A 26,285-nucleotide genomic window follows, 5' to 3' on the forward strand; every position below is an offset into this window, starting at 1 on the left:
CAAACACTGGACAAACACTGGATGCGCCAGGCTCAGAAACGCACCGTCGAGGACACGTGGCGCTACATCGGCCACCTCGTCGAAACCATCGAGGCAGCCGAATGCAAGAACTACTTCGAAAACGCAGGCTACGCTTCCGTCAAAACGTGAAAGGCTCTAATGCATGGCGCTCTAGATTGCCCTCCCTGTCCGGGCACTTCATTGGCGACAGCTCAAACGAAAACCGCCCGGTCGAGCCGGGCGGTTCGTGTATATTGGAGGCAGTAGATTTCTTGCTTGKAGATTTCTTACTTGGTGTAGACCGGCTCAGGTTCGGGCTGGTAGGCCACCACCGGTGCCGCGCACCCATTGTTGCCACCGAACTGATAGCGCAGGCCGCCGCGCACCTCGTGGGTGTTGATGCCGCGGTCGAAACCCGGGCCGGCGCTGCTCGCATCCCATTCGAACATGCGGCCGCCCTGAATATGGGAGAAACGATAGCCCGCATCGAGGATGATCTTGTCGGTCAAGCAGTAGGAGGCACCGGCCATCAGAGCATAAGCGAAGCGCCAGTTGGATGCTCCGGGGTTGGTCTCGGTGGTGTTCGGATCGTAGACGGTATCCCACTTGACGCGCGCGCCGCCGATACCGGCGCCGACATAAGGCGTGATGCCGTGCCAGGTGCCGATATCGACATAGGCATTGGCCAAGAGCAGCAGGGCGCTCATCTTCGACACTTCGGTCGACGTCGAGACGAGATCCGAGGTGCCGCCGTTGAAGTTCGACTTGAACCAGTAGTCGGCGGTCACGTCCGTGCGCAGGTGATCGTTGATCTTGTAGCCGACGCCGCCGCCGAGCGAGAAGCCGCCCTTGAGCTTGCCGTAATCGAAACTCTTGCCGCCCGGTATGACCGTACAATTACAGGGATCGATGCCGTAGGTCATGTAGTCGATGCCGCGCACATCGGACTTGTGATAGTCGATGTCGCCGCGGATATACCAGCCGCCGACGTCGACCGGCTGTTCGTAGACCGGTGGCGGTGCCTCTTCGACCTGCGGCTCAGGCAGGTCGGCTGCGAACACCGGCCAGGCCAGGCCCGCGAACAGCAACGCGAACAGGGCCTTTCTTGCTGTATTGAACATGCTTGTCACCCCTAGGAACCCTCGGAACGCGATCGCGGCCGAACGAGATTGGCTTTCAGGCGTGGATAATGAATTGGAAAAGTTAAAAGGCGTTTAACCCTGTCGATTAACCACGAATCTCTAAAATTCGAGGAATTGGGGAATGATTTCGACAAACAAGAAGACCGGTTCCGGCCAACAAAAAGCCCGCCTCAGGGGCGGGCTGGATGCGACGGCAGCGACGTAACGCCTGAGGGCACGGGGGAGGTCAGGCGGCGCTGCGGGTCTCCGAAATGACCTCGACAATGTCGTTGACGACGGCCTCCACCAGTTGCGGATCGTCGCCCTCGGCCATGACACGGATCAGCGGCTCGGTGCCGGACGGACGGATGACCAGACGCCCGGTCTTGCCGAGACGATTGCGCGCATCCTCGATCGCCGCCTTGACGGGAGCTTCCTCGAGCGGCTTGCCGCCGGCGATACGGACATTCTTCAAGAGTTGCGGCACCGGCTCGAACTTCTTCGACAGTTCGCTGACCGGGCGTCCCTGGCGCTTGATGCAGGCCAGCACCTGCAGCGCCGACACCAGGCCGTCGCCGGTGGTCGAGAAATCCGACAGCACGATGTGGCCGGACTGTTCGCCGCCGACATTGAGCCCATGCGCGCGCATATGCTCCACGACATAGCGGTCACCGACCTTGGTGCGGTGCAATTGCAGTTTCATGTCGCCGAGGAAGCGTTCGAGGCCGAGATTGGACATGACCGTCGAAACCACGCCGCCGCCGGCAAGCCGTCCGCTCTGGTGCCAGGACTCGGCGATCATGGCCATGATCTGGTCACCGTCAACGATCGCGCCATTCTCGTCGACGATGACGACCCGGTCTGCATCGCCATCGAGCGCGATGCCGATATCGGCGCGCACTTCATGCACTTTCTTCTGCAGGCCGGCCGGATGCGTCGAGCCGCATTCCTTGTTGATGTTGAAGCCGTTGGGTTCGACATTGATGGCCACGACCTCGGCGCCGAGCTCCCACAGCGCCTCGGGCGCCACTTTGTAGGCCGCGCCATTGGCGCAATCGACGACGATCCTGAGGCCCGAAAGCGACATCGAGCGCGGCAATGTACGCTTGGCGAACTCGATGTAGCGGTCATGCACGCCGTCGACACGCTTGGCGCGGCCAAGCCCGTCGGAATCGGCGAGTGTCAGTTCGATATCCTTGTCGAGCATGCTCTCGATGCGCTCTTCGATCTCGTCCGAAAGCTTGTAGCCATCCGGCCCGAACAGCTTGATGCCGTTGTCGTAATAGGGATTGTGCGAAGCCGAGATCATGACGCCGATATCGGCGCGCAGTGAACGCACCAGCATGGCGACGGCCGGGGTCGGGATCGGGCCGAGCAGGAACACGTCCATGCCGGCGGCGCAGAGACCCGCCACCATCGCATTCTCGATCATGTAGCCGGAAAGCCTGGTGTCCTTGCCCAGAACGACGCGATGGCGGTGGCTGCCGCGCTGGAACGAAAGGCCGGCGGCCATGCCGACCCGCATGGCGATTTCCGCGGTCATCGGAAACTTGTTCGCGCGCCCGCGAATGCCGTCCGTGCCGAAGTAATTGCCTGCCATGCGAGTTCAATTCCTGAAGGTTCTTTGCCGGGCATTTTAATGCCATAATTGACCGGCGCGCCATGATCACATTGTGTGATTATATGTTACCAATCCTTAGAAAATCATTGTTGTGCGCTGCACACAACAAGGCAGCAGCCCAACATGAAGGCACCGCGGCGCTGCAATATACCAGTTCTGCGAGCTATACGCCGCAGCTGCACGCGGAAAATCTTGTTCTTGACCCGGCAAGGGGCAATGATTTCATCACCTTATCGGGAGGAGCAAGCTTTGGGCGATATATACGCCACTTAGCATCTGGCGCAACCGACCGTTGAGCGTTATTGATTCGCTGGGACGTATAATGGGCTGCTGCAACGGAGAAACGCTATGCTCATCCACCGACTTGCCACTTTGACCGGCCTCGCCGTAGTGACGTTGTTCCTGGCCGCGCCAGCCAACGCACTGACGATGGCCGAGTGCAGCACGAAGTATAACGCCGCCAAGGATGCGGGGACACTGGCCGGACAGACCTGGAACCAGTTCCGCAAGGCGCAATGCGGCACCGATGCCGCCGCCACCACGGACACCAAGCCGGCCGACACGAAGAAGGCAGCCGAAACCAAGCCGGCCAAGGCGGCCAAGGCAGCGGCCGCCGACGCGGGCGCCGCGAAAGGCCTGACGGCCAAGGAATGCAGCGCCAAGTACCAGGCGGCGAAGGCCGCCGGCACGCTGAACGGCATGAAGTGGAACGACTTCCGCAAGACCGAATGCGCCGCCGGCGCATCCGCCGCCGCTGACACCACCAAGCCGGCAACCACCAAGGCAGCCGCGGCTCCCGCCGAAGGCAAGGGCCTGACCATGGCCGAGTGCAGCACCAAGTACCAGGCGGCGAAGACGGCGAACACGCTGAAGGGCCAGAAGTGGAACGACTTCCGCAAGGCCGAATGCGGCGCCGCCGCCTCCGAAGACGACAGCGTGCCAGCTCCGAGCGAAGCAAATTACACCAAGGAGCCGGCGAAGCCGACGACGGCTGCGCCCAAGGGCGTCACCTTCCCGTCCGCGATCTCGCCGAAATATGCCAGCGAGACCCCCGGAAAGGGCCGCATGCACACCTGCCTCGACCAGTACTATGTCCTCAAGGACGCCAATGCGCTTGGCGGCCTGAAGTGGATCCAGAAGGGCGGCGGCTTCTACAGCCTGTGCAATGCCAAGCTGAAGGGCTAAGCTACGCATTCCCCCGGATCGATGAGGCATGAGCCGGTTGAGATCGAATTGAGTTAGACGGAAAGTCTGGCAAGGACAGGCAAAGGCCCGCGATGCATCTGCTTCGCGGGCCTTTTGTTGCTCGCGACGACGCCCGCGGGCTTGCTCGCACTATCGCGGGAGCTGTCGGCATCAATTCGCCCACACTGCCCACCGTCGGGCTTATCGCTAGCGCCCAAAGATTCCAATTGAACATATAGGGAACAAACAGTATACAAAAGGATGTCTAACTTTGTTATCAACCGGGAGGATCTTATGCCCAATTTGAAATTGGCGGTATTGGCTGTGACGGCATCGGTTGCTTGGAGCGTCGCCCCTGCAAGCGCACTGACGATGAAGGAATGCGGCGAGAACTATCGGGCAGCCAAAGAAGGCGGCACTCTGAACGGCATGGACTGGGCCGCTTTCCGCAAGGAGAAATGCGCGATGCCCGCTGCGGAGAGTGTCAGCGGGGATACCGTCAAAACCGCGCCGCAGCCGAAAAAGGAAACCGACGCGGCGGTCGCCCCCACTGTAGCGCCGGCAGGCGTGACATTCCCAACCACCCTCGCCGCCGAGTTCAAGACCGAAAAGCCCGCGAAGGCGCGGATGAAGACCTGCCTGCAGGGTTACCACGGCAACAAGGAGGCGGGTACGTTGAACGGCCTTCGCTGGATCCAGAAGGGCGGCGGTTATTACAGCCTGTGCAATGCGCGGCTAAAAGCTGAATCATAAAAATCGAATACGGCGGATGAAGCGGTCACGCAGACGTTGAGCCGTGATCCTCGGGCTTGTTCCCGAGGATCTGCTGTCCGCCCTGGCTCAGCTCGACGGCTGTGGCTCCATGCCGCCTTCGGGCTCGGGGCCTTTCTTGCGGCGGCCGCCGGACTTCGGCACGGCCGAGCCGCGGCTGGGCGGCGTGTCGTCGCCGAGGTCGCGCGCGGGCTTCTCGCCGGCGATCAATTGCTTGATCTCGTCGCCCGACAGCGTCTCGTATTCGAGCAGCCCCTGCGCCAGCGCGATCCATTCCTTCTTCTTCTTGGTCAGGATGGACTTGGCCGTCGAATAGGCCTCGTCGATCAGGCGGCGCACTTCGGCGTCGATGATCTGCGCGGTCTCTTCCGAGATGTTCTGCGTGCGCGCCACCGAATGGCCGAGGAACACTTCCTCCTGGTTGTCGCCATAGGCGACATGGCCGAGCTTGTCGGAGAAGCCCCAGCGCGTGACCATAGCGCGCGCCAGCTTGGTCGCCTGCTCGATGTCGGAAGAGGCGCCCGAAGTGATGTTCTCCTTGCCGAATTTGAACTCCTCGGCAACGCGGCCGCCCATCATGATGGCAAGGCGCGAGATCATGTACTTGTAGCTCATCGAGTAACGGTCGCCTTCCGGCAACTGCATGACCATGCCGAGCGCACGGCCACGCGGGATGATGGTGGCCTTGTGCAGCGGGTCGGCCGACGGCACGTTGAGCGCCAATATGGCGTGGCCAGCCTCGTGATAGGCGGTCAGCTCCTTCTCGGCCTGGGTCATGGCCGACGAGCGGCGCTCGGCGCCCATCATGATCTTGTCCTTGGCGTCCTCGAACTCGGCCATGGTGACGAGGCGCTTGTTGCGCCGCGCCGCCATCAGCGCCGATTCGTTGACCAGGTTCATTAGGTCGGCGCCGGAGAAGCCCGGCGTGCCGCGCGCGACGACCTTGAGGTCGACATTGGGCGCCAGCGGCACGTTGCGCACATGCACCTTGAGGATCTTCTCGCGGCCGACGATGTCGGGGTTCGGCACCACCACCTGGCGGTCGAAACGGCCCGGACGCAGCAGCGCCGGATCAAGCACGTCGGGACGGTTGGTGGCGGCGATCAGGATGATGCTTTCGTTGGATTCGAAGCCGTCCATCTCGACCAGCAGCTGGTTCAGCGTCTGCTCGCGCTCGTCGTTGCCGCCGCCGAGGCCGGCGCCACGATGGCGCCCGACCGCGTCGATTTCGTCGATGAAGATGATGCAGGGCGCGTTCTTCTTGGCCTGGTCGAACATGTCGCGCACGCGGCTTGCACCGACACCGACGAACATCTCGACGAAGTCCGAACCCGAAATGGTGAAGAACGGCACATTGGCTTCGCCGGCGACCGAGCGGGCGAGCAGCGTCTTGCCGGTGCCGGGAGGGCCGACCAAAAGCACGCCGCGCGGAATCTTGCCGCCAAGGCGCTGGAACTTCTGCGGATCGCGCAGGAACTCGACGATCTCTTCCAGATCTTCCTTGGCTTCGTCGACGCCGGCGACGTCCTGGAAGGTGACGCGGCCATGCGCCTCCGTCAGAAGCTTGGCCTTCGACTTGCCAAAACCCATGGCGCGCCCGGATCCGGACTGCATCTGGCGCATGAAGAATATCCAGACGCCGAGGATCAGGATCATCGGCAGCCAGGAGATCAGGTAGCCGAACAGCGAATTGGAACCGTCGGTCTCTGGCCGCGCATTGATGGTGACGTTCTTGTCCTGCAACCGCGAGACCAGCTGGGGATCGCCGGGCGAATAGGTCTGGAAGCCGGTGGAATTGTCGGTGTAGGTGCCGGTGATGCGGGCGCCCGCAATGGTCACCGTCTTAACCCGGCCGGCCGCGACATCCTGCAAGAACTGCGAATAAGGCACATCGCTCGAAGCCCCGCGCGTCTGCGGCGTCTGGAACAGATTGAAGAGAGCGATGAGCAGGACCGCTATGATCGCCCAGAGCGCGAGGTTGCGATAGTTCGGATTCATCAATTGTCCCGTTGGCGTCCGCGCACGGACAGCATCATGAGAGGAAACTTGAGCCTAACATAGGGAGAGCGTCTCCCCTTGCCAAGCAGAACAGCATGTCTGGGTTAAGCTTTCGACCACCATCAATTGGCACCGTGGCCGCCCAATGGCGAAGCGGGAAGCGGTGACGCGCCGATCAGCTCGGCGACAGCCCGCGCCGGCGCCAGATCGAAGGACGGCAGAAAGCGGGAAAAAGGCGACACGACCGGTCGCGCAGCGAACGCTGGTGGCCTCGGCTGACGCGGCGGCAAACCAGGGTTTTCAAGGGCTTGCCGCGATGTCGGTTCCGCGGCCATTGCGGCGCGCATCAGGCTTGCCGGGGTTTCTCCCTCATCGATTGCCAGCCGCCTCGCTGCTGTCGCACCCAACGGTGCGATCAACAATGCGCCGGGCCTGTCGTTCAATGTGATGTGGCGGCGGCCGTCCCAGACGGTGTTGTCGACAGCGATTGCGGCGGGCGGCAAACCCCGCGCCTCGCGGCGCAGGAAGAGGCCGGCACGCCGGAAATCGACCACCGTCCGCGACAATGTGGCGCAAAGAAATCCGGTCTTCAGCCGGCCCAACAGCGCCTCGCTGCGCGCCTGGTCCGGCAGGAAGGCCACGCCTCCGGCTGTGGCCATCAGGATGCGCAACGCATAGACGGCCGCCCGGTCGTCTTCCGCGGTCAGCAGAGCGGGATCGAGCCAGATGAGGCCCGTGCTCGGCTGGCTGGCGAAGCGATGGATCAGACCGGCTGCGCTGACGCCAAGCTGCCTGCGCTCGACGGCGGCCTGGCCGGCGAGCAGCAGCGCATTTTCCATATAGCCGACACTTTCGCCGGCAAGTGCTGCGCGCACGCGCGGTCGCTCGAAGGCCTCGTCGATATTGGTCGGGTCATCGGCCCAGCCGACATGTTCATGCCGCAAGAAATCGCGAAGCGCCGAGCGCCGCATCCCCAGAAGCGGCCGAACGATCCACTCGCGCCAATCATAGAGGGTGGCCGGCGCCATGCCGGCAAGCCCACGACCTGCCATGTCGGCGAGCTCCCGGTCCCGTGCATGCCGCATCAGCACCGTCTCGGCCTGGTCGTCGGCGGTATGACCGGTGACGATCAGGCCGATGCCTTCCGCGCGCGCCGCCTCGGCCAGCAGATGGTAGCGCGCTTCCCGCGCCGCCGCCGGCAGACCGGTCGATGGCTTGCGCCCGGACCACGTCAGGGTGCGGTGGGCAATGCCGCGCTCGGCGCACAACTTCGCCACGGCTTGCGCCTCGGCTGCCGAACCCTGACGCAAGCCATGGTCGATGGTCACGGCCAGCAGTTTCGCGGGCGATGCGGTTCGGTCGAGATACTGTTTGAGAAGGAGAAGCAGGGCGGTCGAGTCGCTGCCGCCGGACACGGCCGCAATGGCGCCGCGGGTAAAATCGATAGGCGAAAAAAGTCTGGTCGAAAGATCAGGCTCGGTATCGAGCATCAACGCATGTCGTCCAAAAACGGTCCCGGTCCCGGGACCAGGACATGCCTGGGAAAAATCAGCACGCAGCCAGGGCCTTCTCCTGCTTGACGCGTTCCTTGAGTGCATTGGAGATATCGGGGTAGCGCTTGCCGACTTCGCTGAAGGTGGCGCAGGCGACGTCGTGCTGCTTGAGGCCGACCAGTGACACGCCAAGCTTCAACAGCATGTCGGGCGCCTTCTTGGCCTTGGGGTAGTCCTTGCTGGCGGCGAGGAAGACCTCGGCCGCGTCGCGGTATTTCTGCTGGCCAAGCAGCGATTCACCCAGCCAGTAATGCGCGTCCGCCGCCTTCGCATCGCGCGGGAAGCGCGAGATATGATCGCGAAAACCCTGCTCGGCGGTGCCGTAGTCGCCCGACAGGATGAACTGATAGGAATTGCGGTAAAGCTCCTCCGGGTCGTTGGTGGAAGGCAGCGCCGCGACGATCGTTGCGTTGGACTTGCCGGCCTTGGCCGGGGCCTTGGTGGCCGGAGCAGCGTCTTGTGTCGGCGCGGTCGACTGGGTGTTGCCGCCGGCATCGATCACATTGCCGTTCTTGTCGACGGTAATGGAACCGAAGGTCTTTTCCGGGGCTCCCGTGCCGGGAATCACCTTGCCGGGGTCGCCATCGGGCGATTCGACGATGACGTCTTCGACCGTCTTGCCGCCCGCGGACTGATTGCCGCCGGGCGCGGCGCCGGCATCGGCCGGAGCCTGGGTTGCCGGGGCCGCCGCGACGTCGGTGTTGGTGTCGGTGGTGGCATCGGATTTCTTCTGCGCCGGAGGCTGTCCGCCTTGTGCGCCGCCTTCAAGCTGCTGGAAGCGGAATTCGTTGTCTTCCTGCTGCTTGCGCATCTGTTCCTGCATCTGCAGGATCTGGAAATTGAGCTCTTCGATCTTGCCGTTCATCTGGCGCAGCTGGTCCTCGAGCCCGGTGGCGCCGGCGCCGTTCGACTGCTGCGCGAGCTGGACCTGGTCGGGTTTCTTCTTGTCGCCGAAGAGGCTCGGCAACTCGAGGCTCGGCAGATGGAAGGAAAAGCCGCTGTCGGTTGACTGCCCTGGGCCGCTTGCCCCCGGACCGTTTGCCAGGGCGGTGAAGCCTGATAGGAGCAGCGCCGCAAGCGTGCCGCTCAGAACCGATCTCAAATGCATGTGCCTCTCGCGGTGTGTCGTTAGTCTGTTCGCGCCTTCCAATCAGGATGGGACCAGCCAGGCGCCCTCGGCTCATAGCAGGACGCGAGACTTCGGCCAAATTTTGTTTCGGTCACCCGGATATGAAAAAGGCGGCCCGAAGGCCGCCTTTCGCGAAGCTGTGTTGCATTTTTGCCAGCCGGCGCGATCGCGTCTCTCGACGCGCGGCCAACTCAGGAACCGGCGCCGCTGAGCGTGGTAACGGCGCGGCGATTCTGCGACCAGCAGGAGATGTCGTCGCACACCGCGACCGGACGTTCCTTGCCGTAGGAAATGGTCTTCAGGCGGCTGGAAGCGACACCCTTGGAAACGAGGAAGTCGCGGGCGGCGGCGGCGCGGCGGGCGCCGAGCGCCAGATTGTATTCGCGCGTGCCGCGTTCGTCGGCGTGACCTTCGACGACGATGGCGTACTGCTTGTACTGGTTCAGCCACTGCGCCTGGCGGGCGAGCGTCGTCTGCGCATCCGCGCGGATCGAGGACGAGTCTGTATCGAAGAAGATACGGTCGCCAATGTTGACGGTGAAGTCCTGCGCCGAGCCGGGTGTTGCGGCGCCGGCACCGTTGAGGCCAAGATCAGCGGCGCTGTTGGGCGTCTTCTTCGAAGCGCAACCGGCGATGGCGAGCATCGCCACCAGCGCGATCATGACCGGGTTTCTGGTAAGTGCTGCGATACGGCCCATGCCGCCTCTCCTTCGCATTTCGAGTGATTTCGTTGATCACCCAGTAACCACGTTTGGGTTAACCGGCATTCAAGAAACACGGTTAAAATTTGGTTTAGGCTGCCCGTCCGCAACCTTTTAAGCCAGGGTCACAGTTGGCGCGGACCCTAGGCGGAAATGCGGCCAAAACGCGACGAAGGCATGGAAAAGGGGCCGAAACGGCCCCTTTTCAGCATGTGTGGCAATTCGGCCGACGCTATTCCAACAGCGGCGACCAGGCGGGATCCGACGCGAAATTCGCCGTCGGAATCGGCTGCTCGTTGCGGCCGGTGAGGTCGACCGAAACCAGTTTCGGGCCGCCATTGGAGTCGCGGAAGAACATCAAGACGCGGCCGTTTGGCGCCCAGGTCGGTCCTTCCTGCTGGAAACCGGACGACAGGATGCGCTCGCCGGAACCGTCGGTCTTCATGACGCCGATCTGGAATTCGCCGCCGGTCTGCTTGGTGAAGGCGATAAGATCGCCACGCGGCGACCACACCGGCGTCGAATAGACGCCGTCGCCGAAGGATATGCGGGTCTGGCCCGAGCCGTCGGCGCCCATGACATAGATCTGCGCGCGGCCGCCGCGGTCGGAGGTGAACACCACCTTGCTGCCGTCGGGCGAATAGGAAGGCGATGTGTCGATTGCCGTCGAATTGGTCAGCCGCGTCGTCGAGCGGCTGCGCAGGTCCATGGCGAAGATGTTGGAATTGCCGTCGTCGCGCAGCAGGCTCATGATCACCTTCTGGCCGTCGGGCGAGAAGCGCGGCGCAAAGGTCATGCCGGGGAAATTGCCGACCAGTTCGCGCTGCCCGGTCTCGATCTGCAGGAGATAGACGCGCGGCTGGCCGCTCTCATAGGACATGTAGGTGATTTCCTGCCGGTTCGGCGAGAAACGCGGCGTCAGCACGATCGAGCGGCCGTCCGAGAGATAGCGGACATTGGCGCCGTCCTGGTCCATGATGGCCAAACGCTTCTTGCGCGCGTTCTTGGCGCCGGATTCGTCGATGAATACTACACGCGTGTCGAAATAGCCCTTCTCGCCGGTCAGCCGCTCGTAGATGGCGTCGGCGATGATGTGGGCGACGCGCCGCTGGTTGGCGTCGTTGGCGAAGAACTGCTCACCCGACATCTGCTGTCCGGCGAAAGTGTCCCAAAGCCGGTACTGCGCGCGGATGCGCCCATCGGCCTCCTTGCTGACGCTGCCGGTGACCAGCGCCTGGGCGTTGATCACCTTCCAGTCGTCGAAGCGGGGTGCGGCATCCGGGTTCGAGATCTTCTCGATGAAGGCGCTCTTGTCGATCGGCGCGAACAGGCCGGAACGCTTCAGATCGGCGGTGACGATCTGGGAAATCTGCGCGCCAAGCGCGTCACCGCCCTGGAAATCCGTGATGGCGATCGGCAGCGGCTCGACATTGCCCTTGTTGACGTTGAGCTCGACGAGCGCCCATGCCGGCATGGGGACAATGGCGGTCATGCCCAGCGCCATGGCTGCAATCGTCAGGAGCGGCTTGAGGAAGGATCTCATATCTTCTCGCTTCTCTTCTTTTGATTGGTTGGGCGCCAGGCCTAGAGGCCGAGCATTTCCCTTGGATCGAAAGTGACCCGGATGTCGTTCCAGATGTCCTGCTTGCCGGCAGGAACCTGCAAGCCGGCCACGTCGCATTTCTGCACCGCGCGCACCGCGCTTTCATCGAACTGCCGGTTGCCGCTCGACTTTTCGACGGAGGGACGGCCATCGAGCTTGCCGGAGTTGTCGAGGTTGAAGCGCACGACGACGACGAAGTTCTCCGAGCCCTCGAGGCCAACCGGCAGCGTCCAGCACCCACCCAACTGGCTTTCCAGGGCGCCCTGCTCCGACTTCGACAGTTTCTGGCCCTGGTCCTTGTCGCCGCCGAGCGAGGCTTGCTGCGTAGAACGCTTGGCCCCGCCGCCGGAGGGCTTCTGCTTGTCGAGGAGCGCGGATATTTCGTTCGCGTTGAACTGCTTGTCGTCGGATTTCGGTTTCGACGACGCTTCCTTGACCGGCTTGTCGGCATCCTTGCGTTCAGGCGCCTTGGCGCTTTCGGCCTGTGCCGGCTGCGGCTGCGGCCGCGCTTCCGGCGCGGGCGCCGAGCTCGGCAATTGCGTCTCTTCGGTCGGCGGATCCTTGGCTATGGCCTCGGCGACGGCATCCGGCTTGACCTCGGGTGTCGGATCGATGGCTGCGGTCTTGTCCTGCGGCGGCGGGGTCGGCGCCGGCTTGGCCGGCGTCGGCTTCGGCTCGGTCTGCTTGACCGGCTCGGGCTTGACCTCTTCCTTGGGCGTCGGCGCGGGCGCCACTTCGGTCGCCGGAATGGGCTTCGGCTTTTCCTGCGGCTTCGGCACGTCCTCGGTCTTCGGCGTCTCTTTGGGGGTCGGCGCGGGCGGCGGGGCCGAGGTCATGTCGACGGGCTTCGGCTTGGCTTCCGGCGTTATCGGCTTGTCGGTGTCGACGCTGTTTTCGCCGACCTTCTGCGACGCCGGCACGATATCCGGGCGCTGCGTCGGCAGTGGCGCCGGTTTTTCATGCATCACGGCCTTCTTGTCGCCCTGCAGCGTCTGCGCGATCGCCTCCATCGGCACGATATCGACCGCGACCGACTCGACATCGGCGGACGGGAGCGCGGCCGGCGCCGACAGGGTGAACAGGCCGAAGGCCAGCACCGCCGTGTGCAAGATCACCGATGTGGTGAGGCCGGTCTTCATCTTCTTGTCTACTGATCCTGTTCCTGCAGCGAAACCAGGCCGATATTTTTGTAACCGGCGGCCGAAATGCGGGCCATCACCTTCATCGCCGTGCCATAGTCGGTGGACTTGTCACCACGGATGAAGATGCGCTCCTCGTAACCGGTCTTCGAGATCGCCTGCAGCTTGGCCACCAGCTCTTCGATCGGGATCTCGGTTTCCTGGAGATAGATCTGGCCGGCGGCGTTGATCGAGACAGTGATCGGCTGCGTGTCGGCATTCATCGCCTTAGCCTGCGTGTCGGGCAGGTCGATCGGCACGCCGACCGTCAGCATGGGTGCGGCGACCATGAAGATGATCAGCAGCACCAGCATGACGTCGACCATCGGCGTGACGTTGATCTCCGACATCAGCCCATGGTGACGGCCGCGCCGCCTGTGGCCGCGCCCGCCGCGTCCCGCCATGCCTACGGACATACCCATCAGCTACTCCTCAGGCCTTCGGCGCGACTTTTTCATCGATTTGGCGCGAGAGTATGGCGGAGAACTCGTCGGAGAACCCTTCCATGCGCACCGCGAGCTTGCTCGCATCCGATGACAGCTTGTTGTAGGCGATGACCGCCGGGATGGCGGCGAGCAGGCCGATGGCCGTCGCCAGCAGCGCCTCGGCGATACCGGGCGCAACCACCGCGAGGCTGGTGTTCTTGGAGCCGGCAATGGCCTGGAACGACGTCATGATGCCGATGACCGTGCCGAACAGACCGATGAACGGGGCCGCCGAGCCGGTGGTAGCCAGGAAGCCGAGACGACCCTCCAGCTTCTCCATCTCGCGGGTCAGCGCCAGGTCCATCGCCTTGTCGATGCGGGTCTGGAGCCCGAGCGGCGTCTTGGCGCCCTTCTCAAAACTCTTCTTCCACTCGCGCATGGCGGCGACGAAAATGGCGCCCATGCCGGAGGTTTTGCGGTCGGCGAGCGTGCGGTAGAGCTCCTCCAGCGACTGTCCGGACCAGAAGACCTGCTCGAAGCGGTTCAGCGCCAGCCGCATGCGGCCATAGGCAACCAGCTTGTCGATGATGATCGCCCAGGTCCAGACCGAGGCGCAGAGCAGCCCGATCATGACCAGCTTGACCACCCAGCTGGCCTGCATGAACAGCGCCCAAATCGACAATTGCGCGCCCGGTTCGGCGAGTGCGATATTTTCCATCGTTACGTCCTTAAGATTTCCGGGCGAAGCTGGCGGCTGGCCCCTGGCATCCCTTGTGGTCGGTTCGCACGAAGCTACCGGACGCCCCAAACCGTGCCGTTAGCGGCCTTTTCAGGGCAAATATTGGTGAAAGGAAGGCGCTGGATAGCGCCAATCTTCACCAATCTCTTCATGAACCGTTATGGTTAAGGATGGGTTAGTGAATAAGGCGCGGCGCATTGCCGCGCCTGGTGGCGAGACCGATGCGCTTCCACTCCCTGGGAGTCGGTCTCATCCACGTGGTCGGTGGGGTAGTCCTGCCCGCCATAGAGGACGCGCGGGATCAGCACTTGCTGCCCGTCGACCCGGAACAGGATGGACGCACGCCGTTCAAAGCCGACAACCCGGATTCCGGATCCGATGGCATCGCGAACGGAGCCGCGTTCCGGGAACGTTGATAGCGCCATGCACGCGGCCTCGATGCGGTCGATATAGCCACCGGCGCGCGCGGCACCGCTTTCCTTTTCGATGTAATTGTAAATGGCAAAGAGGTCGGACTGCGCCGAAGGCCTGAAAACGACCCTATGCGTCACGCTTGGCGACCTTCAGGCGGTCTGCATGATGCTCGCGCAATGCCTTGAACACGTCCTCGGCCGGGATATCCGGGCGAGGATCGTCAAGAGCTTCCTGCACCTTGGCTCGCATGATGGCGGTGATGACCTGCTCCTCGCGGTCAAGGGCGCGAAGCGCGGCACGCATGACTTCGCTCGCGGAATCATAAGCTCCCGACGCCAAGCGGGCGTCCAGGCTGCTTTGCTGGCGGCCGAGCGTCACGCTTATTGGTTTGCTGGTTCTCATGGCGAATGTCTTCCCTGTCCTACCTTGTAGCACGATGTATGACACTGTCATACCATTTTCAGGAGGCACACAAGCTCCGTTGTCGGGCCAACCGTTTAATCAGGCGAAACACGAAACTTGGGCATGAACGCCGCGACCCATTCCTTGGGAAAGCGCCGCGGTCGTCCATTCTCGCCGATGATCGCCGCCTCGACCTTGGCTTCGACCAGCACCTCGTCGCCGCGCTTGAGCTGCTGCGCCATGAAGATGCGCGCGCCGGAAATGGTGTCGGTGCGGGTGTCGACGGTCAGGATGTCGTCGATGCGGGCGGGGCTGCGGAAATCGATCTCCATGCGCCGCACCACCCAGACGATCTTCTCGCCATGCTTGCCGTCGGCAAGCTCCGTGTGATGCACGCCGGTGAGCCTGAGATAGTCGGAGCGGCCGCGCTCGAGGAATTCGAGATAGCGCGCATGGTAGACGACGCCGGAGAAATCGGTGTCGGCATAATAGACCCGCGCCATCAGCCGGTGGCCGAACGCCGTCAGCGCGCCGGAAAGCCCGGCCAGCAGCGTCGCCGATTCACCATGATCGTCCATTGCGCTTCCTTTTTAAGTCCCGACGAGGCACCTGTTCTCCGCGCGACAAAGCATCGGATGGCACCGTTGACGGCGATGATCAAGAGTTTGATGGCGGCGCTGCTGGTGCTCATGGCCTTGGTGCTGCCTGGCCAGGCAGCGACTTTCACGATGAAGCGCGGCCTCAATCTCGACCAGTGGGTCACCTGGCCCGGCGAGGATCAATGGGGCGACGCCAGGACCATACTGCCCTATCCGGAATGGCGCAAATTCCTTGGAGATGACGATCTCAGAGCGCTCAAGGAAGCAGGCTTCGATTTCCTGCGTATGCCGGTAGACCCGTCGCCTTTCCTGTCCGACCAGACAACGGCGCTGCGCCATGACCTCTATGCCAGCGTGCTGGACTCGGTGCGCATGATCAACCGTGCCGGCCTGAAGGTGATCGTCGACATGCACCTGATCCCGGCCGGCGGCAGCCGCAAGATCGGCATGACGCAGGTGATGGATGATCCGCGGACCTTTGACCGCTACGTCGACATGGTGCGCAAGATGGCCCGCACCCTGGCCGGCGAAGATCCGAGCCAAGTCGCCTTCGAGCTTATGAACGAACCGATCGTCGACTGCGACAGTGACGGCACAAGCCTGTGGCCGTACCGCCAGCGCGAATTGTTCGCCGCGGCACGATCGTCGGCTGGGAAACTGACGCTGGTGCTGACCGGCGCCTGCTATTCCGCCGCCTCATCCCTGGAGAAGATCGATCCCAAGGCGATCTCCGACGACAATGTCATCTGGACTTTCCACTCCTATGATCCGTTCCTGCTCACCCACCAGGGCGCGACCTGGGCCGGCGATTTTATCCCCTACGTGACCGGCCTGCCCTATCCGCTCGACGCCGTGCCGAAGGCGCAGCTCGACGTGACGCTCGACACCATCCGCGGCCGGATCAAGACCGAGGCGCCATGGACACGGCAGAGCGGGCTGCTTGCCTATCTCGACGAAGAGGTCGGCAGCATGGACAGCCCCGGCAAGCTGCTAGGCCTGATGGACGCGCCGTTCAAAAGGGTCGAGGCATGGGCGAAGGCCAACGGCATCAAGCCCGAAAACATCACGCTGGGCGAGTTCGGCATGATCCGCCAGGAATACGGCAATGCCTATGTGATGCCGGCGCCGTACCGCGCCGCTTACGTCAAGGACATGATCGCCCGCGCCGAGGCGCATGGTTTCTCATGGTCGGTGTGGAGTTATGGCGGCGCCTTCGGCATCGTCGATGCCTTCAATGGCGACAAGGTCGAGCCGGATGTGATGGACGTGATCCGCTCGCTTCACTGAGAGCTGTTGTTCAGATCAGCCGAGGTCGATCTGCAGGATCTCCGGCCGCACGCCGAAGCGCACCGGCATGATACTGAAGCCGAGCCCACCTGAGACGATCAAATTGCGGTCGTTCTCGACGACGTGGCCATAGGCGTAGCGGTTGCCGAAACGCGACGGCACGACAGGCGAATAGCCGAACAATCGCACCTGCCCGCCATGGGTGTGGCCCGACAAGGTCAGCGAAACCCGCGACGGGACGGTCGGAAAAATATCAGGCTCGTGGGCGAGCAGGATGATCGGCGCGGTGTCGCCAACCTTGGCCAGCGTGCCGTCGAGATCGTCGAGCCCCCTGAACCCGTCGCCCTTCCTGGCCGGCAGCAACGCCAGCTGATCGGCCAGGCCGGCGATCCAGACACCATGGCCATCCTTCTCCAGGCGAACGACATCGTTCTCCAGCACCGGGATGCCGACCTTTTCCAGCGCCTTGCGCGCAATGGTCGGGCCGGCTCCGGCGCGCTGCGCGAAACCATCGTTCCACCAATCGTGATTGCCGAGGATCGACAGCACGCCGAGCGGCGCCTTGAGGCCCGACAGCGCGGACGCCCATTGCGATGGCGTCACCGGCCCCGTCACCAGCGGCATGCCGGCAATATAGTCGCCCAGCAGCACGATGAGGTCCGGCTGCAGTGCATTGGCGTCTTCGGCGAGCGAAGCAATCCGTTCCTGCGTCATCCAGGGTCGGCAGGCATGGATATCGGCTAGCGCCACAACCCGCAGCTTCAGGCCATCAGGCCAGTGCGGCGGCGTCAGCGCGTAGCGCTTCACATGGGTCAAGAGCATCGGCTCGATGCCGACCGCATAGGCGCCGAGCGCGGCAGCCGTCAGGAACGACCCGCCGATGAAGCGCAGGAACCCGCGTCTGGTGATCATGGACTGGCTCCCGGCCCCTCGATCGCAGCGGTTGCCCGCACGCGTCCGATAAAATCCACGATTACGCCGGCAAATCGGCGAAGACGCGCAGATTTTGCGCAAGACGGGTCACATATCCTTGATCGATGGTCTGGGAACCCGCGCCTGAACGGTTGGGGGCTATTCTTCCTGGAACAGGTTGATCTGCTGCTGCGCCAAATCCTTCGGCGCATCGAGGCCGAGATGGCGCCAGGCATTGGCCGTCAGCATGCGGCCGCGCGGCGTGCGCTGGATGAAACCCTGCTGGATCAGATAGGGCTCGATGATGTCCTCGATGGCGTCGCGCGGCTCGGACAGCCCAGCGGCGATCGTCTCGATGCCGACCGGACCGCCACCGAAATTGCGGGCGATCATCGAGAGATAGCGGCGGTCGAGCGCATCGAGCCCGAGCGCGTCGACCTCCAGCCGGGTCAATGCCTCGTCGGCGATCAGGCGATCGACATGGCCGTCGCCGGCGACCGAGGCGAAGTCGCGCACGCGGCGCAACAGCCGCCCCGCGATGCGCGGTGTGCCGCGCGCGCGCCGCGCGATTTCCAGCGCGCCGTCGTCGCCGAGCGGCATTTGCAGGATGCGCGCGCCGCGCCGCACGATCTGCTCCAATTCCTCGACCGTATAGAAGTTGAGCCGCACCGGAATGCCGAACCGGTCGCGCAGCGGATTGGTGAGCAGGCCAAGCCGCGTGGTGGCGGCTACGAGCGTGAAACGGGCGAGGTCGATCTTGACCGAACGCGCCGCCGGCCCCTCCCCGATGATCAGGTCGAGTTGGAAATCCTCCATCGCCGGATAGAGGATTTCCTCCACCGCCGGGTTCAGCCGATGGATCTCGTCGATGAACAGCACGTCGCCTTCTTCGAGATTGGTCAGCAGTGCCGCGAGATCGCCGGCCTTGGCGATGACCGGTCCGGAGGTCGAGCGGAAATTGACGCCGAGTTCACGCGCCATGATCTGCGCCAGCGTCGTCTTGCCCAGCCCCGGCGGTCCGACGAACAGCACATGGTCGAGCGACTCGTTGCGGCCCTTGGCGGCCTCGATGAAGACTTTGAGATTGGCCCGCACCGCCGCCTGGCCGACAAAGTCGGCGAGCGTCTGCGGCCGCAAGGTCTGATCGGCATCCTCGCCGCGTTTTTCCGGCGCAATGAGACGGGGCGACAGGCTCATACTGTCTTCCTTGCATATGGCAAGAGGAGGGACAAGCGAGCCCTCACCGCGCCAGTTCCTTCAGCCCGAAGCGGATCAGCTTCGAGGCATCCGCGTCCTCGCCTGCCGTCTTCAGTGCCGCGGCCACCGCATTGGCGGCGGTGTCGCGCGAATAGCCGAGATTGACCAGTGCCGAGACCGCGTCGGTGATCGGGGCCGGGGCGACACCTTCACCGAGTTCCTGCTTCAGGCCGATGGTGCCGGAGGCGGCGCCCGCATAGGCGGGCGCCTTGTTCTTCAATTCGGTGACGATGCGCTCGGCCACCTTCTTGCCGACGCCAGGCGCGCGGGAAACCATGGCGATGTCGCGCAGCGCGATCGCATTGGCGAGGTCGGCCGGCGCCAGCGTCGACAGGATGGCCAGCGCCACCTTGGCGCCGACACCCGGCACATTGTTCATCAGCAACCGAAACCACTCGCGCTCAAGCTGCGACTGGAAACCATAGAGGCGCAGCATATCCTCGCGCACATAGGTCTCGATGAACAGCACCACCGCTTCGCCGGGCGAAGGCAGCGCTGCCAGCGTGCGCGCCGAGCAATAGGCGACATAGCCGACGCCGTGGATGTCGACGAGGCAATGATCCTCGTCGATCTCGTCCAGCGTGCCCTTGAGCTTGCCTATCATGCCGGGTCTTTCATGGAAGATGGGCCCTCATGGGTGGGTTTCCGGAGAAATGATGTCGAGGTCGGGAAAGTAACTGCGATAACGCGCGGCGTCGCGGGTCAAAAGACGATGCCCGGCAACGGTTGCATGAGCGCCGATAAAGAAATCCGGCAAGGTCCTTTCCCTGATGCCACCGGCCCGGCGATAGCGGGAATGCGTGACGCCGGCAAGGAATGCCGCGTCCCAGGGCACAAGTTCGCGATCCATCTCCAGCATGTCGACGGCTTTTCGAAGTGCGGCCTCTGTCGCGATCAGCGGTGCTAACTCGGACCAGATGATCGAATTGACGACCAACGCACCGTCGCGGCGGCAGAAGGCGATCGCCGATGCCGACCATTCTTTCATCGGCCCGGCTGGTCCCCAAACGTCGATCAGGACATTTGTGTCAATCAACGTCGAGATCTTCACGCGGCCCCCTCAACCACTCCATGTATTGGTCGGTGGTCATGCCCCCCAGGTCCAACGTCCCCTCCATCCGGTCGAGGACATCTTGGAGCCTGCGCAATTTCTCCTCCTCGGAGAGGTTCTCGTTGACGGCAACCAGCTGAACGCCCTCGTCGGTGGCCACGAACTCCACCTCGGAACCCGGACCGATGCCCAGATGGTCCCTTATCGGCTTGGGGATTGTCACTTGCCCCTTGGTGGTGACGCGCATGGTAATACCTCCAAGGTATTACTTATCCGCTCAACGTGAACAAGTCAAGAACATCGCTAGCCGGCAAGCGCCATCCGGTAGGCGGCGCTCTGGCGGTGATGCGCGTGGCAAATCGCGATGGCCAGCGCGTCGGCGGCGTGTTCGGTATCGAAGGTCGCTTTCGGCAGCAGCACCTTCACCATCATGTGGATCTGCTTCTTGTCGCCATGGCCGACGCCGATGACCGCCTTCTTCACCGCATTGGGCGCGTATTCGGCGACGACAAGGCCGGCACGCGCCGGCACCAGCATGGCGATGCCGCGCGCCTGGCCGAGCTTCAGCGTCGCCACGGCATCCTTGTTGACGAAAGTCTGTTCGACGGCCGCCTCATGCGGCATTGCCGCATGCAGGACTTCGGCGAGCCCGTCATGCAATTGGCAGAGCCGCGTCGCCAGCGCCGCCTTGTCCTCGGAGCGCACGGTGCCGGACGCGACGAAGCGCAAGGAATTGCCGAGGCTCTCGACGATGCCCCAGCCGGTGCGTCTGAGCCCCGGATCGATGCCGATGATGCGAATCGCGTCCCCCATCCGGTCACTTTACCTCCGGGGGACAGCGATGCCAGCGAAATGTGAACAAACCGGAAACGGAGGCCTGTCGAGCTGGAAATATTCCGAAGCCGCTCAGTTGCGGGCGAACGCCGTGTTGAGCAGGCTGATCTGGTCGGAAACCGGATTGGGCCGGCGGCCCATGGGCTGCATGTCGACTACCGCGCCGGCGCCGTAGATCTCGTCGTCCATGCGGCGCACCAATGCCTGCAGGCGAAGCGAGCGGTTGACCAGGTCGAGGAACTCCTCGGGCAGTTCGGCCCAGCCGGCGGCTTCGTCATGCGCGGAAGCGGTATCGAGGCGCACCTTGGACTTTTCCGAAGCGACCTGGTCGCGGGTCATCTCGCCGGAATTGGCCGCGCGCTGCAAAAGCAACCAGGAGGCAACCTGCATCAGCCTGGTCGTCAGCCGCATCGATTCGGCCGCGTAGAGCGTGGCCGCCAGGCGCGACAGCTTCTTGGCCTCGGCGCGGCCCTTGCCGTCGAGATACTCGGCCGCCTGTTCGACCAGCCCCATGCCTTCCTGGTAGAGCGGTTTGAAGGAATGCGAAAAAACCCGGCGCTCCGCCAGTTTGACGGTTTTCGCACTGCCCTTCGAAGGCTCGTTCATTGATACGCCCCTGCACTTGCAACCGGCCGATTCGGTTCACTGCCGATACACCCGGCACCCTATCTGACTGAAGCTTGAAAATGCGCTTCGCCGGGGGTGAAGGCAAGCACATGTTTAACAGAAGGTTAACAGCGGACCGACACCCGGCGTGCCACCGGAATGCGGACAAAAAAAGAGCCGCGGATAAGGCGGCTCTCAGGAGTTTAACAGGGAGGCGTCAAACAAAGTGGCTCCAACCACTCGGTAAGAATCCAGATCACTGGATGCGCATAGTAAACGCCTGTAAAGCTTAATGAACCTTTAACGGCACCGATGTTTTTTGACCGAACGCCCCATTCCTGTGCCGTAACAGCACAGACCCGAAGCTCGCTTCAGGCTCAGGCTTTCTTCCAGACCACCGGCAAAGCGATGAAGGCAAACAGCAGCATGCCGGCATAGAAGCCGATCGAGGCTATCCCCAGCAGCGGTTCTATTGCGGGCGTACCGGCAAGCAGAATGAAGAGGCCGATCATGAGCCCAATTCCGCTGATCGCGGTCAGCCAGAAGTGTACGACGGCGATCGTCTTTAGCCCGACCGTAGGAAACAGATGGTAGAAGAAGGCAAAGACCGCCGACATCAGCCAGCCTGCCACCATAATGTGAGCGTGAGTCGGCATCTGGCCATGGTCTTCGCTGATCGCCATATGGATGCCGAGCGCCATGCCGCACAGCGCATAGATGATGGCCAGCGTGAAGAAATTGCGTGCTACCCCTTGCATAATGTTCCCCCTCATTGCCTCTTCCCGTTGCGGGAATGGGTTGATCGTCCGGCGTCTGCTGTCGCCACCGGGCTCCCGGCCTCGGCGCACTAGCATCGGTACTGTTTCCAGACGATGTCGCGCTCCCCCTGACGCATCCGACAATAGCAGAAAATGAAGCCGCGCATCGGTGGTTGTCGAGAATCAGCGCTGATCGAAAACCGCCGAAACAAAAGCTGTTTTTCCGCGACATCGTGCCGAAACAGGCAGTACGCTAAACGCCCGCTCCTCTGACGGCTGGTGCATATCCGCCCGGCTGCGAACAACAAGAAATGTCCCAGGAGCAAACAATGGACTGGTATTCCATCGTCAAATTCCTTCACGTCGTCTCAGCAATTTTGTGGGTCGGCGGCGGCTTCGTATTGTTCCTCCTCGGCGTGCTTGCCGAGCGCGCCGGTAACATCGAGGACAAGTTGCAGGCGATGCGCGCCAGCGGTCAGTTAGGTGGCTTTTTCTTCGCACCGATGTCGATGCTGACCTTGCTCTTCGGCCTCATCATGTGCGGCTTCTGGGTCGGCTTCTCCGACCTGTGGATCATCATCGGCCTGGCAGGCTACGCCACGACCTTCTCGATCGGCATGCTCATCTTCAAGCCGACCGGCGAGCGCATGGGCGCGATGATCGCCAAGGAGGGCGTGACACCTTCCGTGCTTGCCATTGGCCAGCGCATGATGAGCGCGGCTCGCTTCGACTATGCGGTGATGCTGGTGATCGTCGCCGACATGGTGCTCAAGCCGACCACGCATGACATCGGCATCCTCGCCGGCATGGTACTGGTCCTGGTGGTCGGCGCCAGGCTGGCCTTCGGCGGAAGCCGCCGGCTGGTGGCAAGCGCCGCCTGATCTCCCTGACGGTGAGAGCGGCCGAACAGCGGCCTCGCCTGTCTACATCAAGCCGGCGAGGCCGTCCCACAAAAGCTTCAGTGCCACGACCGCCACGGTCGCGTAGGTGAAGGGATAAAAAATCTCCGGCCGCATGCGCCGCACCAGCCAGGCGCCGGCGATAGTCGAAAGCGGCGCCAGCGGCATCAGCACGGCCGACGCCGTCAGGTTGGCGGTGTCGAACTGGCCGAGCGCGAAATAGGGTATGAGCTTCAGCGCATTGGTCGCGGCAAAGAAGATCGCGGCCGTGCCCGACAGGACCTTGGGGTCGAGCCGGATCGGCAGCGCATAGACCTGGAAGGGCGGGCCGCCGACATGGGCGACGAAGCTGGTGAAGCCGGCGACCGTCCCCCAGATCGCTGCAGCCACGCGGTTGGGTTCGGCGGCGTGGTCGGCGCCATGGCGGAACTGCAGATAGAGCCAGCGCAGCACGAAGATGATGGCGACGGCACCGACGATCAGCCGCACCGCTTCCTCGGTGACCAAGGCCGCCGTCAACCAGCCAATGCCGATGCCGATGACGGCGCCCGGCATCATGTCGACTAGCATCTTGCGGTCATAGACGCCCCACCACGTCCAAACCGAGACGATGTCCATCAGGCACAGGATTGGCAGCAGGATGGCGGCCGCCTGCACCGGCGGCATGGTCAGCGCCATCAGCGGCACGCCGACGAAACCGACAGCGCCGCCAAACCCGCCCTTGGACAGGCCGACCAGAATGACCGCCGGAATGGCAGCCGCGTAGAACCACGGATCGAGAAGCAGGCCTGACATGGGGAGGGACTGGTCTGGAGGGAAGGCGTCATCGCCTGAATAGCCGAGAATTGCGCTTTGGGCGACTGTAAATGCGGGCCGGTTGCCGAACACCTGCCAATGTCCGGCTCGTGCCTTATCGCCGGGCCGAGACCAGCAGGAACATCGGCCGTTCCAGCTCTTCCGCGAGTTCCGGCTTGGCCATGATCTGCGCGTCTGTCGGACAGAACTCCTCGACATGCTCGATCGCGAAACCGGTCCGGATCAGCGCGTTCAGCGTCGTGCCGATGGTGCGATGATGTTTCACCACGCCCTTGGCCAGCCAGTCGGTCTTGCGCGGGCCCTCCACCAGATAGCGGTCGACAGGCCATGTCCTTCGGCCTTCGGCATCGACCGCCCAGCCCGGCCTTGTCGGAGCCATGTAGATCGGATGCTCCGTCGAAAAGACGAAATGCCCGCCGGCCGACAGCGCCTGATGCACCGTCCCGAACAGCCGCGCGACATCCTCGACATAATGCAGCGCAAGCGAGCTGTAGGCGAGACCGAAGCTGTCTTGCGGCAGGTCGAGCTTGTCGAGGTCGGCCCGTTCATAGGTGATGCCGGTGTCCGAGCCGGCGGCCCTCGCCCGGGCCAGCATCTTCTCCGACAGGTCCAGCCCCAGGACATGGCTCGCCCCATGCTCGTGCGCCCAGCGGCAGAACCAGCCGAAACCGCAGCCGAGGTCGACGATCCGCAAGCCGCCCACTTGAGGCAGCATGGCGCACAGCGACGGCCATTCGGCGGCGCCTTCCAGGCCGTCGATCGACCGGCCAAGCTGGCTGTAGCCCGCGAAGAAATCCGGCTGGTCGTAGATATTCTGCGCCATGTCTACCTCGTCTCTCAGCCAATCATCCGGCGGGCTGACATTTAGTGGACTGGTCGCGCCTGTCCACCACAGCCATGTGGAGTCAAGACGACGGGGCCGACGGCGCCCCGAGCGGCGGCGGCCGCCGCCGGATCGGCTGCGCCTTGATGATGGCGGTGCTGGTCTCGGCCTTGTCGGCGATGCGGTCGAGAATGCCGTCGAGGTCGCCGATCGAGCGCACGAACAGCCGGGCGACGAAACAGTCGTCACCCGTCACCTTGTCGCATTCGCCGAACTCGGCGATCTCCTCGATCAGCTTCTGGACGATGTGCAGCTTGCCCGGCAAAGGCCGGATACGCACGATCGCCTGCAGCGTATAGCCGAGCGCCAGCGGATCGATTTCGACGGTGAACGCCCGGATGACGCCGCGCTCCTCGAGCCGCCGCAGCCGCTCCGAAACACTTGGCGACGACAGCCCGACCTGGGCGGCCAGCTCCTTCAGCGAGGTCCGCGCATCCCTGACCAGGATTTCGAGGAGATTTCGGTCGAGATCGTCAAGCATTTCAGATTTCTCACAAATTCGTGGCAGGAACCTAATATAATTAGGTCAGGCCTCCATACAGCCTTTCCAATCAGATGGAAAGCGCCCAACCCGCATGAGATTATGCCGCCTCAAAATGGGCTCAGAGGTTATCATGAACGATACGGTACGTGGCACGGTCGAAATGTCGGCCGCAATGGCCATCCTCGGGACGATCGGATGGTTCGTCGTCATGTCCGGCCAGCCGATCATGGATGTGGTGTTCTGGCGCTGCGCGTTCGGCGCGGTGACGCTGCTGATCATCTGCGCTTGCCTGGGATTGTTGCGCGGCAGGCTGCCGCCGCGCGTCATCGGCCTCGCCGCGCTTGGCGGCGCGGCCATCGTCATCAACTGGCTGCTCCTGTTCAGCGCCTTCTCCCGCGCGTCGATCTCGATCGCCACCGCCGTCTACAACACCCAGCCCTTCATGCTGGTCGGCTTCGGTGCACTCTTCTTCGCCGAACGGCTGACGCTGACCAAGCTGACATGGCTGGCAATAGCCTTTGCCGGCATGGTGCTCATCGTCGAGGCCACGCCTGATGCCGGCGATGTCGGCACCAACTATTTTGCCGGCATCCTCATGGCCCTGGCCGCGGCCTTCTTCTGGGCCGTCGCGGCCATCGTCACCAAGAAGCTCAAGGGCACGCCGCCGCACCTGATCGCGCTGATACAGGTCTGCGTCGGCGTCGTCATGCTGGCGCCCTTCGCCCATCTCTCGCATCTTCCCGCCGACCCGTGGAGCTGGGCGATGCTGGCGACGCTCGGCATCGTCCACACCGGCCTGATGTACATATTGATGTACGGCGCGATCCAGAAGCTGCCGACGCATCTGCAGGGATCACTGTCCTTCATCTATCCGGTGGTCGCCATCCTGGTCGATGTCGTGGCTTTCGGCCATCGGCTGCATCTCAGCCAGGTCGCCGGCGCCGCCGCCATCCTGGTGGCTGCCGCCGGCATGAACCTCGGCTGGTCCTTGTGGAAATCGAAACCGGTCACCGCGAGCCCTGAGCCGGCCAAGTAGGGCGGGCACGCCTGCCGCCCCGC

29 protein-coding genes and 1 pseudogene are annotated in these 26,285 nt (G+C 63.2%); 6 read left to right on the forward strand and 24 right to left on the reverse strand.

Features of this window, described 5'->3' with window-relative positions; translation table 11 throughout:
• A pseudogene (locus tag AB4Z43_RS26910) lies at positions 1–150 on the forward strand (IS630 family transposase); the annotation flags it as partial.
• 137 nt (positions 151–287) lie between these two features.
• Here AB4Z43_RS26910 and AB4Z43_RS26915 read toward each other — a convergent pair.
• Both AB4Z43_RS26915 and glmM read right to left on the reverse strand, forming a co-directional pair.
• Positions 288–1,121: an outer membrane protein gene (locus AB4Z43_RS26915; protein ID WP_038650246.1), complete on the reverse strand. Its 834-nt coding sequence runs from the start codon at positions 1,119–1,121 to the stop codon at positions 288–290.
• 247 nt (positions 1,122–1,368) lie between these two features.
• Complete coding sequence (gene glmM / locus AB4Z43_RS26920) at positions 1,369–2,721, reverse strand: phosphoglucosamine mutase (protein ID WP_019861728.1); 1,353 nt, start codon at positions 2,719–2,721, stop codon at positions 1,369–1,371.
• A 369-nt stretch (positions 2,722–3,090) separates the two neighbouring features.
• On the opposite strand from glmM, the gene AB4Z43_RS26925 reads away from it, so the two are divergent.
• On the forward strand, positions 3,091–3,927 hold the full coding sequence (locus AB4Z43_RS26925) for a hypothetical protein (protein ID WP_064981223.1): 837 nt from the start codon (positions 3,091–3,093) through the stop codon (positions 3,925–3,927).
• Between the two features lie 294 nt (positions 3,928–4,221).
• Positions 4,222–4,680, forward strand: a complete 459-nt coding sequence (locus tag AB4Z43_RS26930) for a hypothetical protein (protein ID WP_441939676.1) — start codon at positions 4,222–4,224, stop codon at positions 4,678–4,680.
• Positions 4,681–4,767: 87 nt separating this feature from the next.
• Here AB4Z43_RS26930 and ftsH read toward each other — a convergent pair whose 3' ends face one another.
• From ftsH to ybgC, 11 genes are all read right to left on the reverse strand, one after another.
• Positions 4,768–6,696, reverse strand: a complete 1,929-nt coding sequence (gene ftsH, locus AB4Z43_RS26935) for an ATP-dependent zinc metalloprotease FtsH (RefSeq protein ID WP_019861731.1) — start codon at positions 6,694–6,696, stop codon at positions 4,768–4,770.
• Between the two features lie 122 nt (positions 6,697–6,818).
• Entirely contained in the window at positions 6,819–8,186 is a 1,368-nt protein-coding gene (gene tilS / locus AB4Z43_RS26940) for a tRNA lysidine(34) synthetase TilS (RefSeq protein WP_064981225.1), read from the reverse strand.
• Between the two features lie 58 nt (positions 8,187–8,244).
• The gene (ybgF, locus tag AB4Z43_RS26945; protein ID WP_038650253.1) at positions 8,245–9,357 is read right to left on the reverse strand and encodes a tol-pal system protein YbgF; all 1,113 of its coding nucleotides are present in this window, start codon (positions 9,355–9,357) and stop codon (positions 8,245–8,247) included.
• A gap of 212 nt (positions 9,358–9,569) precedes the next feature.
• Positions 9,570–10,076 (reverse strand): peptidoglycan-associated lipoprotein Pal, encoded by a 507-nt coding sequence (pal, locus tag AB4Z43_RS26950; RefSeq protein WP_013892538.1) that lies wholly within the window; start codon positions 10,074–10,076, stop codon positions 9,570–9,572.
• 235 nt (positions 10,077–10,311) lie between these two features.
• Positions 10,312–11,583: a Tol-Pal system beta propeller repeat protein TolB gene (gene tolB, locus AB4Z43_RS26955; protein WP_223217914.1), complete on the reverse strand. Its 1,272-nt coding sequence runs from the start codon at positions 11,581–11,583 to the stop codon at positions 10,312–10,314.
• 80 nt (positions 11,584–11,663) lie between these two features.
• Positions 11,664–12,821, reverse strand: a complete 1,158-nt coding sequence (locus AB4Z43_RS26960) for a TonB family protein (protein ID WP_441939678.1) — start codon at positions 12,819–12,821, stop codon at positions 11,664–11,666.
• A gap of 8 nt (positions 12,822–12,829) precedes the next feature.
• Positions 12,830–13,282 carry a protein TolR gene (tolR, locus tag AB4Z43_RS26965; protein ID WP_027047494.1) on the reverse strand — a complete coding sequence of 151 codons (453 nt, stop codon included), beginning with the start codon at positions 13,280–13,282 and terminating at the stop codon, positions 12,830–12,832.
• Between the two features lie 10 nt (positions 13,283–13,292).
• Positions 13,293–14,003 carry a protein TolQ gene (tolQ, locus tag AB4Z43_RS26970; RefSeq protein WP_019861737.1) on the reverse strand — a complete coding sequence of 237 codons (711 nt, stop codon included), beginning with the start codon at positions 14,001–14,003 and terminating at the stop codon, positions 13,293–13,295.
• Positions 14,004–14,188: 185 nt separating this feature from the next.
• Positions 14,189–14,575, reverse strand: a complete 387-nt coding sequence (locus AB4Z43_RS26975) for a type II toxin-antitoxin system RelE/ParE family toxin (RefSeq protein ID WP_223217846.1) — start codon at positions 14,573–14,575, stop codon at positions 14,189–14,191.
• Positions 14,565–14,840 carry a type II toxin-antitoxin system ParD family antitoxin gene (locus AB4Z43_RS26980; RefSeq protein ID WP_019861739.1) on the reverse strand — a complete coding sequence of 92 codons (276 nt, stop codon included), beginning with the start codon at positions 14,838–14,840 and terminating at the stop codon, positions 14,565–14,567. Before AB4Z43_RS26980 ends, AB4Z43_RS26975 begins: the two co-directional genes overlap by 11 nt.
• A gap of 95 nt (positions 14,841–14,935) precedes the next feature.
• Complete coding sequence (ybgC, locus tag AB4Z43_RS26985; RefSeq protein WP_019861740.1) at positions 14,936–15,418, reverse strand: tol-pal system-associated acyl-CoA thioesterase; 483 nt, start codon at positions 15,416–15,418, stop codon at positions 14,936–14,938.
• Between the two features lie 57 nt (positions 15,419–15,475).
• On the opposite strand from ybgC, the gene AB4Z43_RS26990 reads away from it, so the two are divergent.
• Complete coding sequence (locus tag AB4Z43_RS26990) at positions 15,476–16,726, forward strand: glycoside hydrolase family 5 protein (RefSeq protein WP_441939682.1); 1,251 nt, start codon at positions 15,476–15,478, stop codon at positions 16,724–16,726.
• Positions 16,727–16,741: 15 nt separating this feature from the next.
• Here the strand turns inward: AB4Z43_RS26990 and AB4Z43_RS26995 are convergent, their stop codons facing one another.
• From AB4Z43_RS26995 to AB4Z43_RS27030, 8 genes are all read right to left on the reverse strand, one after another.
• On the reverse strand, positions 16,742–17,638 hold the full coding sequence (locus AB4Z43_RS26995; RefSeq protein WP_027047495.1) for a metallophosphoesterase: 897 nt from the start codon (positions 17,636–17,638) through the stop codon (positions 16,742–16,744).
• A 159-nt stretch (positions 17,639–17,797) separates the two neighbouring features.
• Positions 17,798–18,835: a Holliday junction branch migration DNA helicase RuvB gene (gene ruvB / locus AB4Z43_RS27000; RefSeq protein ID WP_069090354.1), complete on the reverse strand. Its 1,038-nt coding sequence runs from the start codon at positions 18,833–18,835 to the stop codon at positions 17,798–17,800.
• A 43-nt stretch (positions 18,836–18,878) separates the two neighbouring features.
• Entirely contained in the window at positions 18,879–19,499 is a 621-nt protein-coding gene (gene ruvA, locus AB4Z43_RS27005; RefSeq protein ID WP_038650268.1) for a Holliday junction branch migration protein RuvA, read from the reverse strand.
• 27 nt (positions 19,500–19,526) lie between these two features.
• The gene (locus tag AB4Z43_RS27010) at positions 19,527–19,946 is read right to left on the reverse strand and encodes a type II toxin-antitoxin system VapC family toxin (RefSeq protein ID WP_069090355.1); all 420 of its coding nucleotides are present in this window, start codon (positions 19,944–19,946) and stop codon (positions 19,527–19,529) included.
• Positions 19,924–20,193, reverse strand: coding sequence for an AbrB/MazE/SpoVT family DNA-binding domain-containing protein (locus tag AB4Z43_RS27015; protein WP_441939685.1), 270 nt, complete (start codon positions 20,191–20,193; stop codon positions 19,924–19,926). Before AB4Z43_RS27015 ends, AB4Z43_RS27010 begins: the two co-directional genes overlap by 23 nt.
• 56 nt (positions 20,194–20,249) lie before the next feature.
• Positions 20,250–20,759: a crossover junction endodeoxyribonuclease RuvC gene (ruvC, locus tag AB4Z43_RS27020; protein ID WP_010912038.1), complete on the reverse strand. Its 510-nt coding sequence runs from the start codon at positions 20,757–20,759 to the stop codon at positions 20,250–20,252.
• A gap of 93 nt (positions 20,760–20,852) precedes the next feature.
• On the reverse strand, positions 20,853–21,386 hold the full coding sequence (gene rcdA / locus AB4Z43_RS27025) for a protease adaptor protein RcdA (protein WP_038650276.1): 534 nt from the start codon (positions 21,384–21,386) through the stop codon (positions 20,853–20,855).
• Between the two features lie 377 nt (positions 21,387–21,763).
• Positions 21,764–22,144, reverse strand: a complete 381-nt coding sequence (locus AB4Z43_RS27030) for a hypothetical protein (protein WP_019861748.1) — start codon at positions 22,142–22,144, stop codon at positions 21,764–21,766.
• Positions 22,145–22,473: 329 nt separating this feature from the next.
• Between AB4Z43_RS27030 and AB4Z43_RS27035 the strand changes: the two genes are divergently transcribed.
• On the forward strand, positions 22,474–23,025 hold the full coding sequence (locus AB4Z43_RS27035) for a DUF2269 family protein (RefSeq protein WP_441939688.1): 552 nt from the start codon (positions 22,474–22,476) through the stop codon (positions 23,023–23,025).
• 42 nt (positions 23,026–23,067) lie between these two features.
• Here AB4Z43_RS27035 and AB4Z43_RS27040 read toward each other — a convergent pair whose 3' ends face one another.
• The 3 genes from AB4Z43_RS27040 to AB4Z43_RS27050 all read right to left on the reverse strand — a co-directional run bounded on the left by AB4Z43_RS27040 (position 23,068) and on the right by AB4Z43_RS27050 (position 25,223).
• Positions 23,068–23,838, reverse strand: a complete 771-nt coding sequence (locus AB4Z43_RS27040) for a sulfite exporter TauE/SafE family protein (RefSeq protein ID WP_064981233.1) — start codon at positions 23,836–23,838, stop codon at positions 23,068–23,070.
• 115 nt (positions 23,839–23,953) lie between these two features.
• Complete coding sequence (locus tag AB4Z43_RS27045) at positions 23,954–24,682, reverse strand: class I SAM-dependent methyltransferase (protein WP_441939690.1); 729 nt, start codon at positions 24,680–24,682, stop codon at positions 23,954–23,956.
• 82 nt (positions 24,683–24,764) lie between these two features.
• Positions 24,765–25,223, reverse strand: a complete 459-nt coding sequence (locus AB4Z43_RS27050; protein ID WP_019861752.1) for an Lrp/AsnC family transcriptional regulator — start codon at positions 25,221–25,223, stop codon at positions 24,765–24,767.
• Between the two features lie 133 nt (positions 25,224–25,356).
• Between AB4Z43_RS27050 and AB4Z43_RS27055 the strand changes: the two genes are divergently transcribed.
• On the forward strand, positions 25,357–26,262 hold the full coding sequence (locus AB4Z43_RS27055; RefSeq protein ID WP_441939692.1) for a DMT family transporter: 906 nt from the start codon (positions 25,357–25,359) through the stop codon (positions 26,260–26,262).
• Positions 26,263–26,285: the final 23 nt, after the last annotated feature.

The organism is Mesorhizobium sp. 2RAF45 (assembly GCF_052115225.1).
GTDB classification, from domain to species: domain Bacteria; phylum Pseudomonadota; class Alphaproteobacteria; order Rhizobiales; family Rhizobiaceae; genus Mesorhizobium; species Mesorhizobium jarvisii.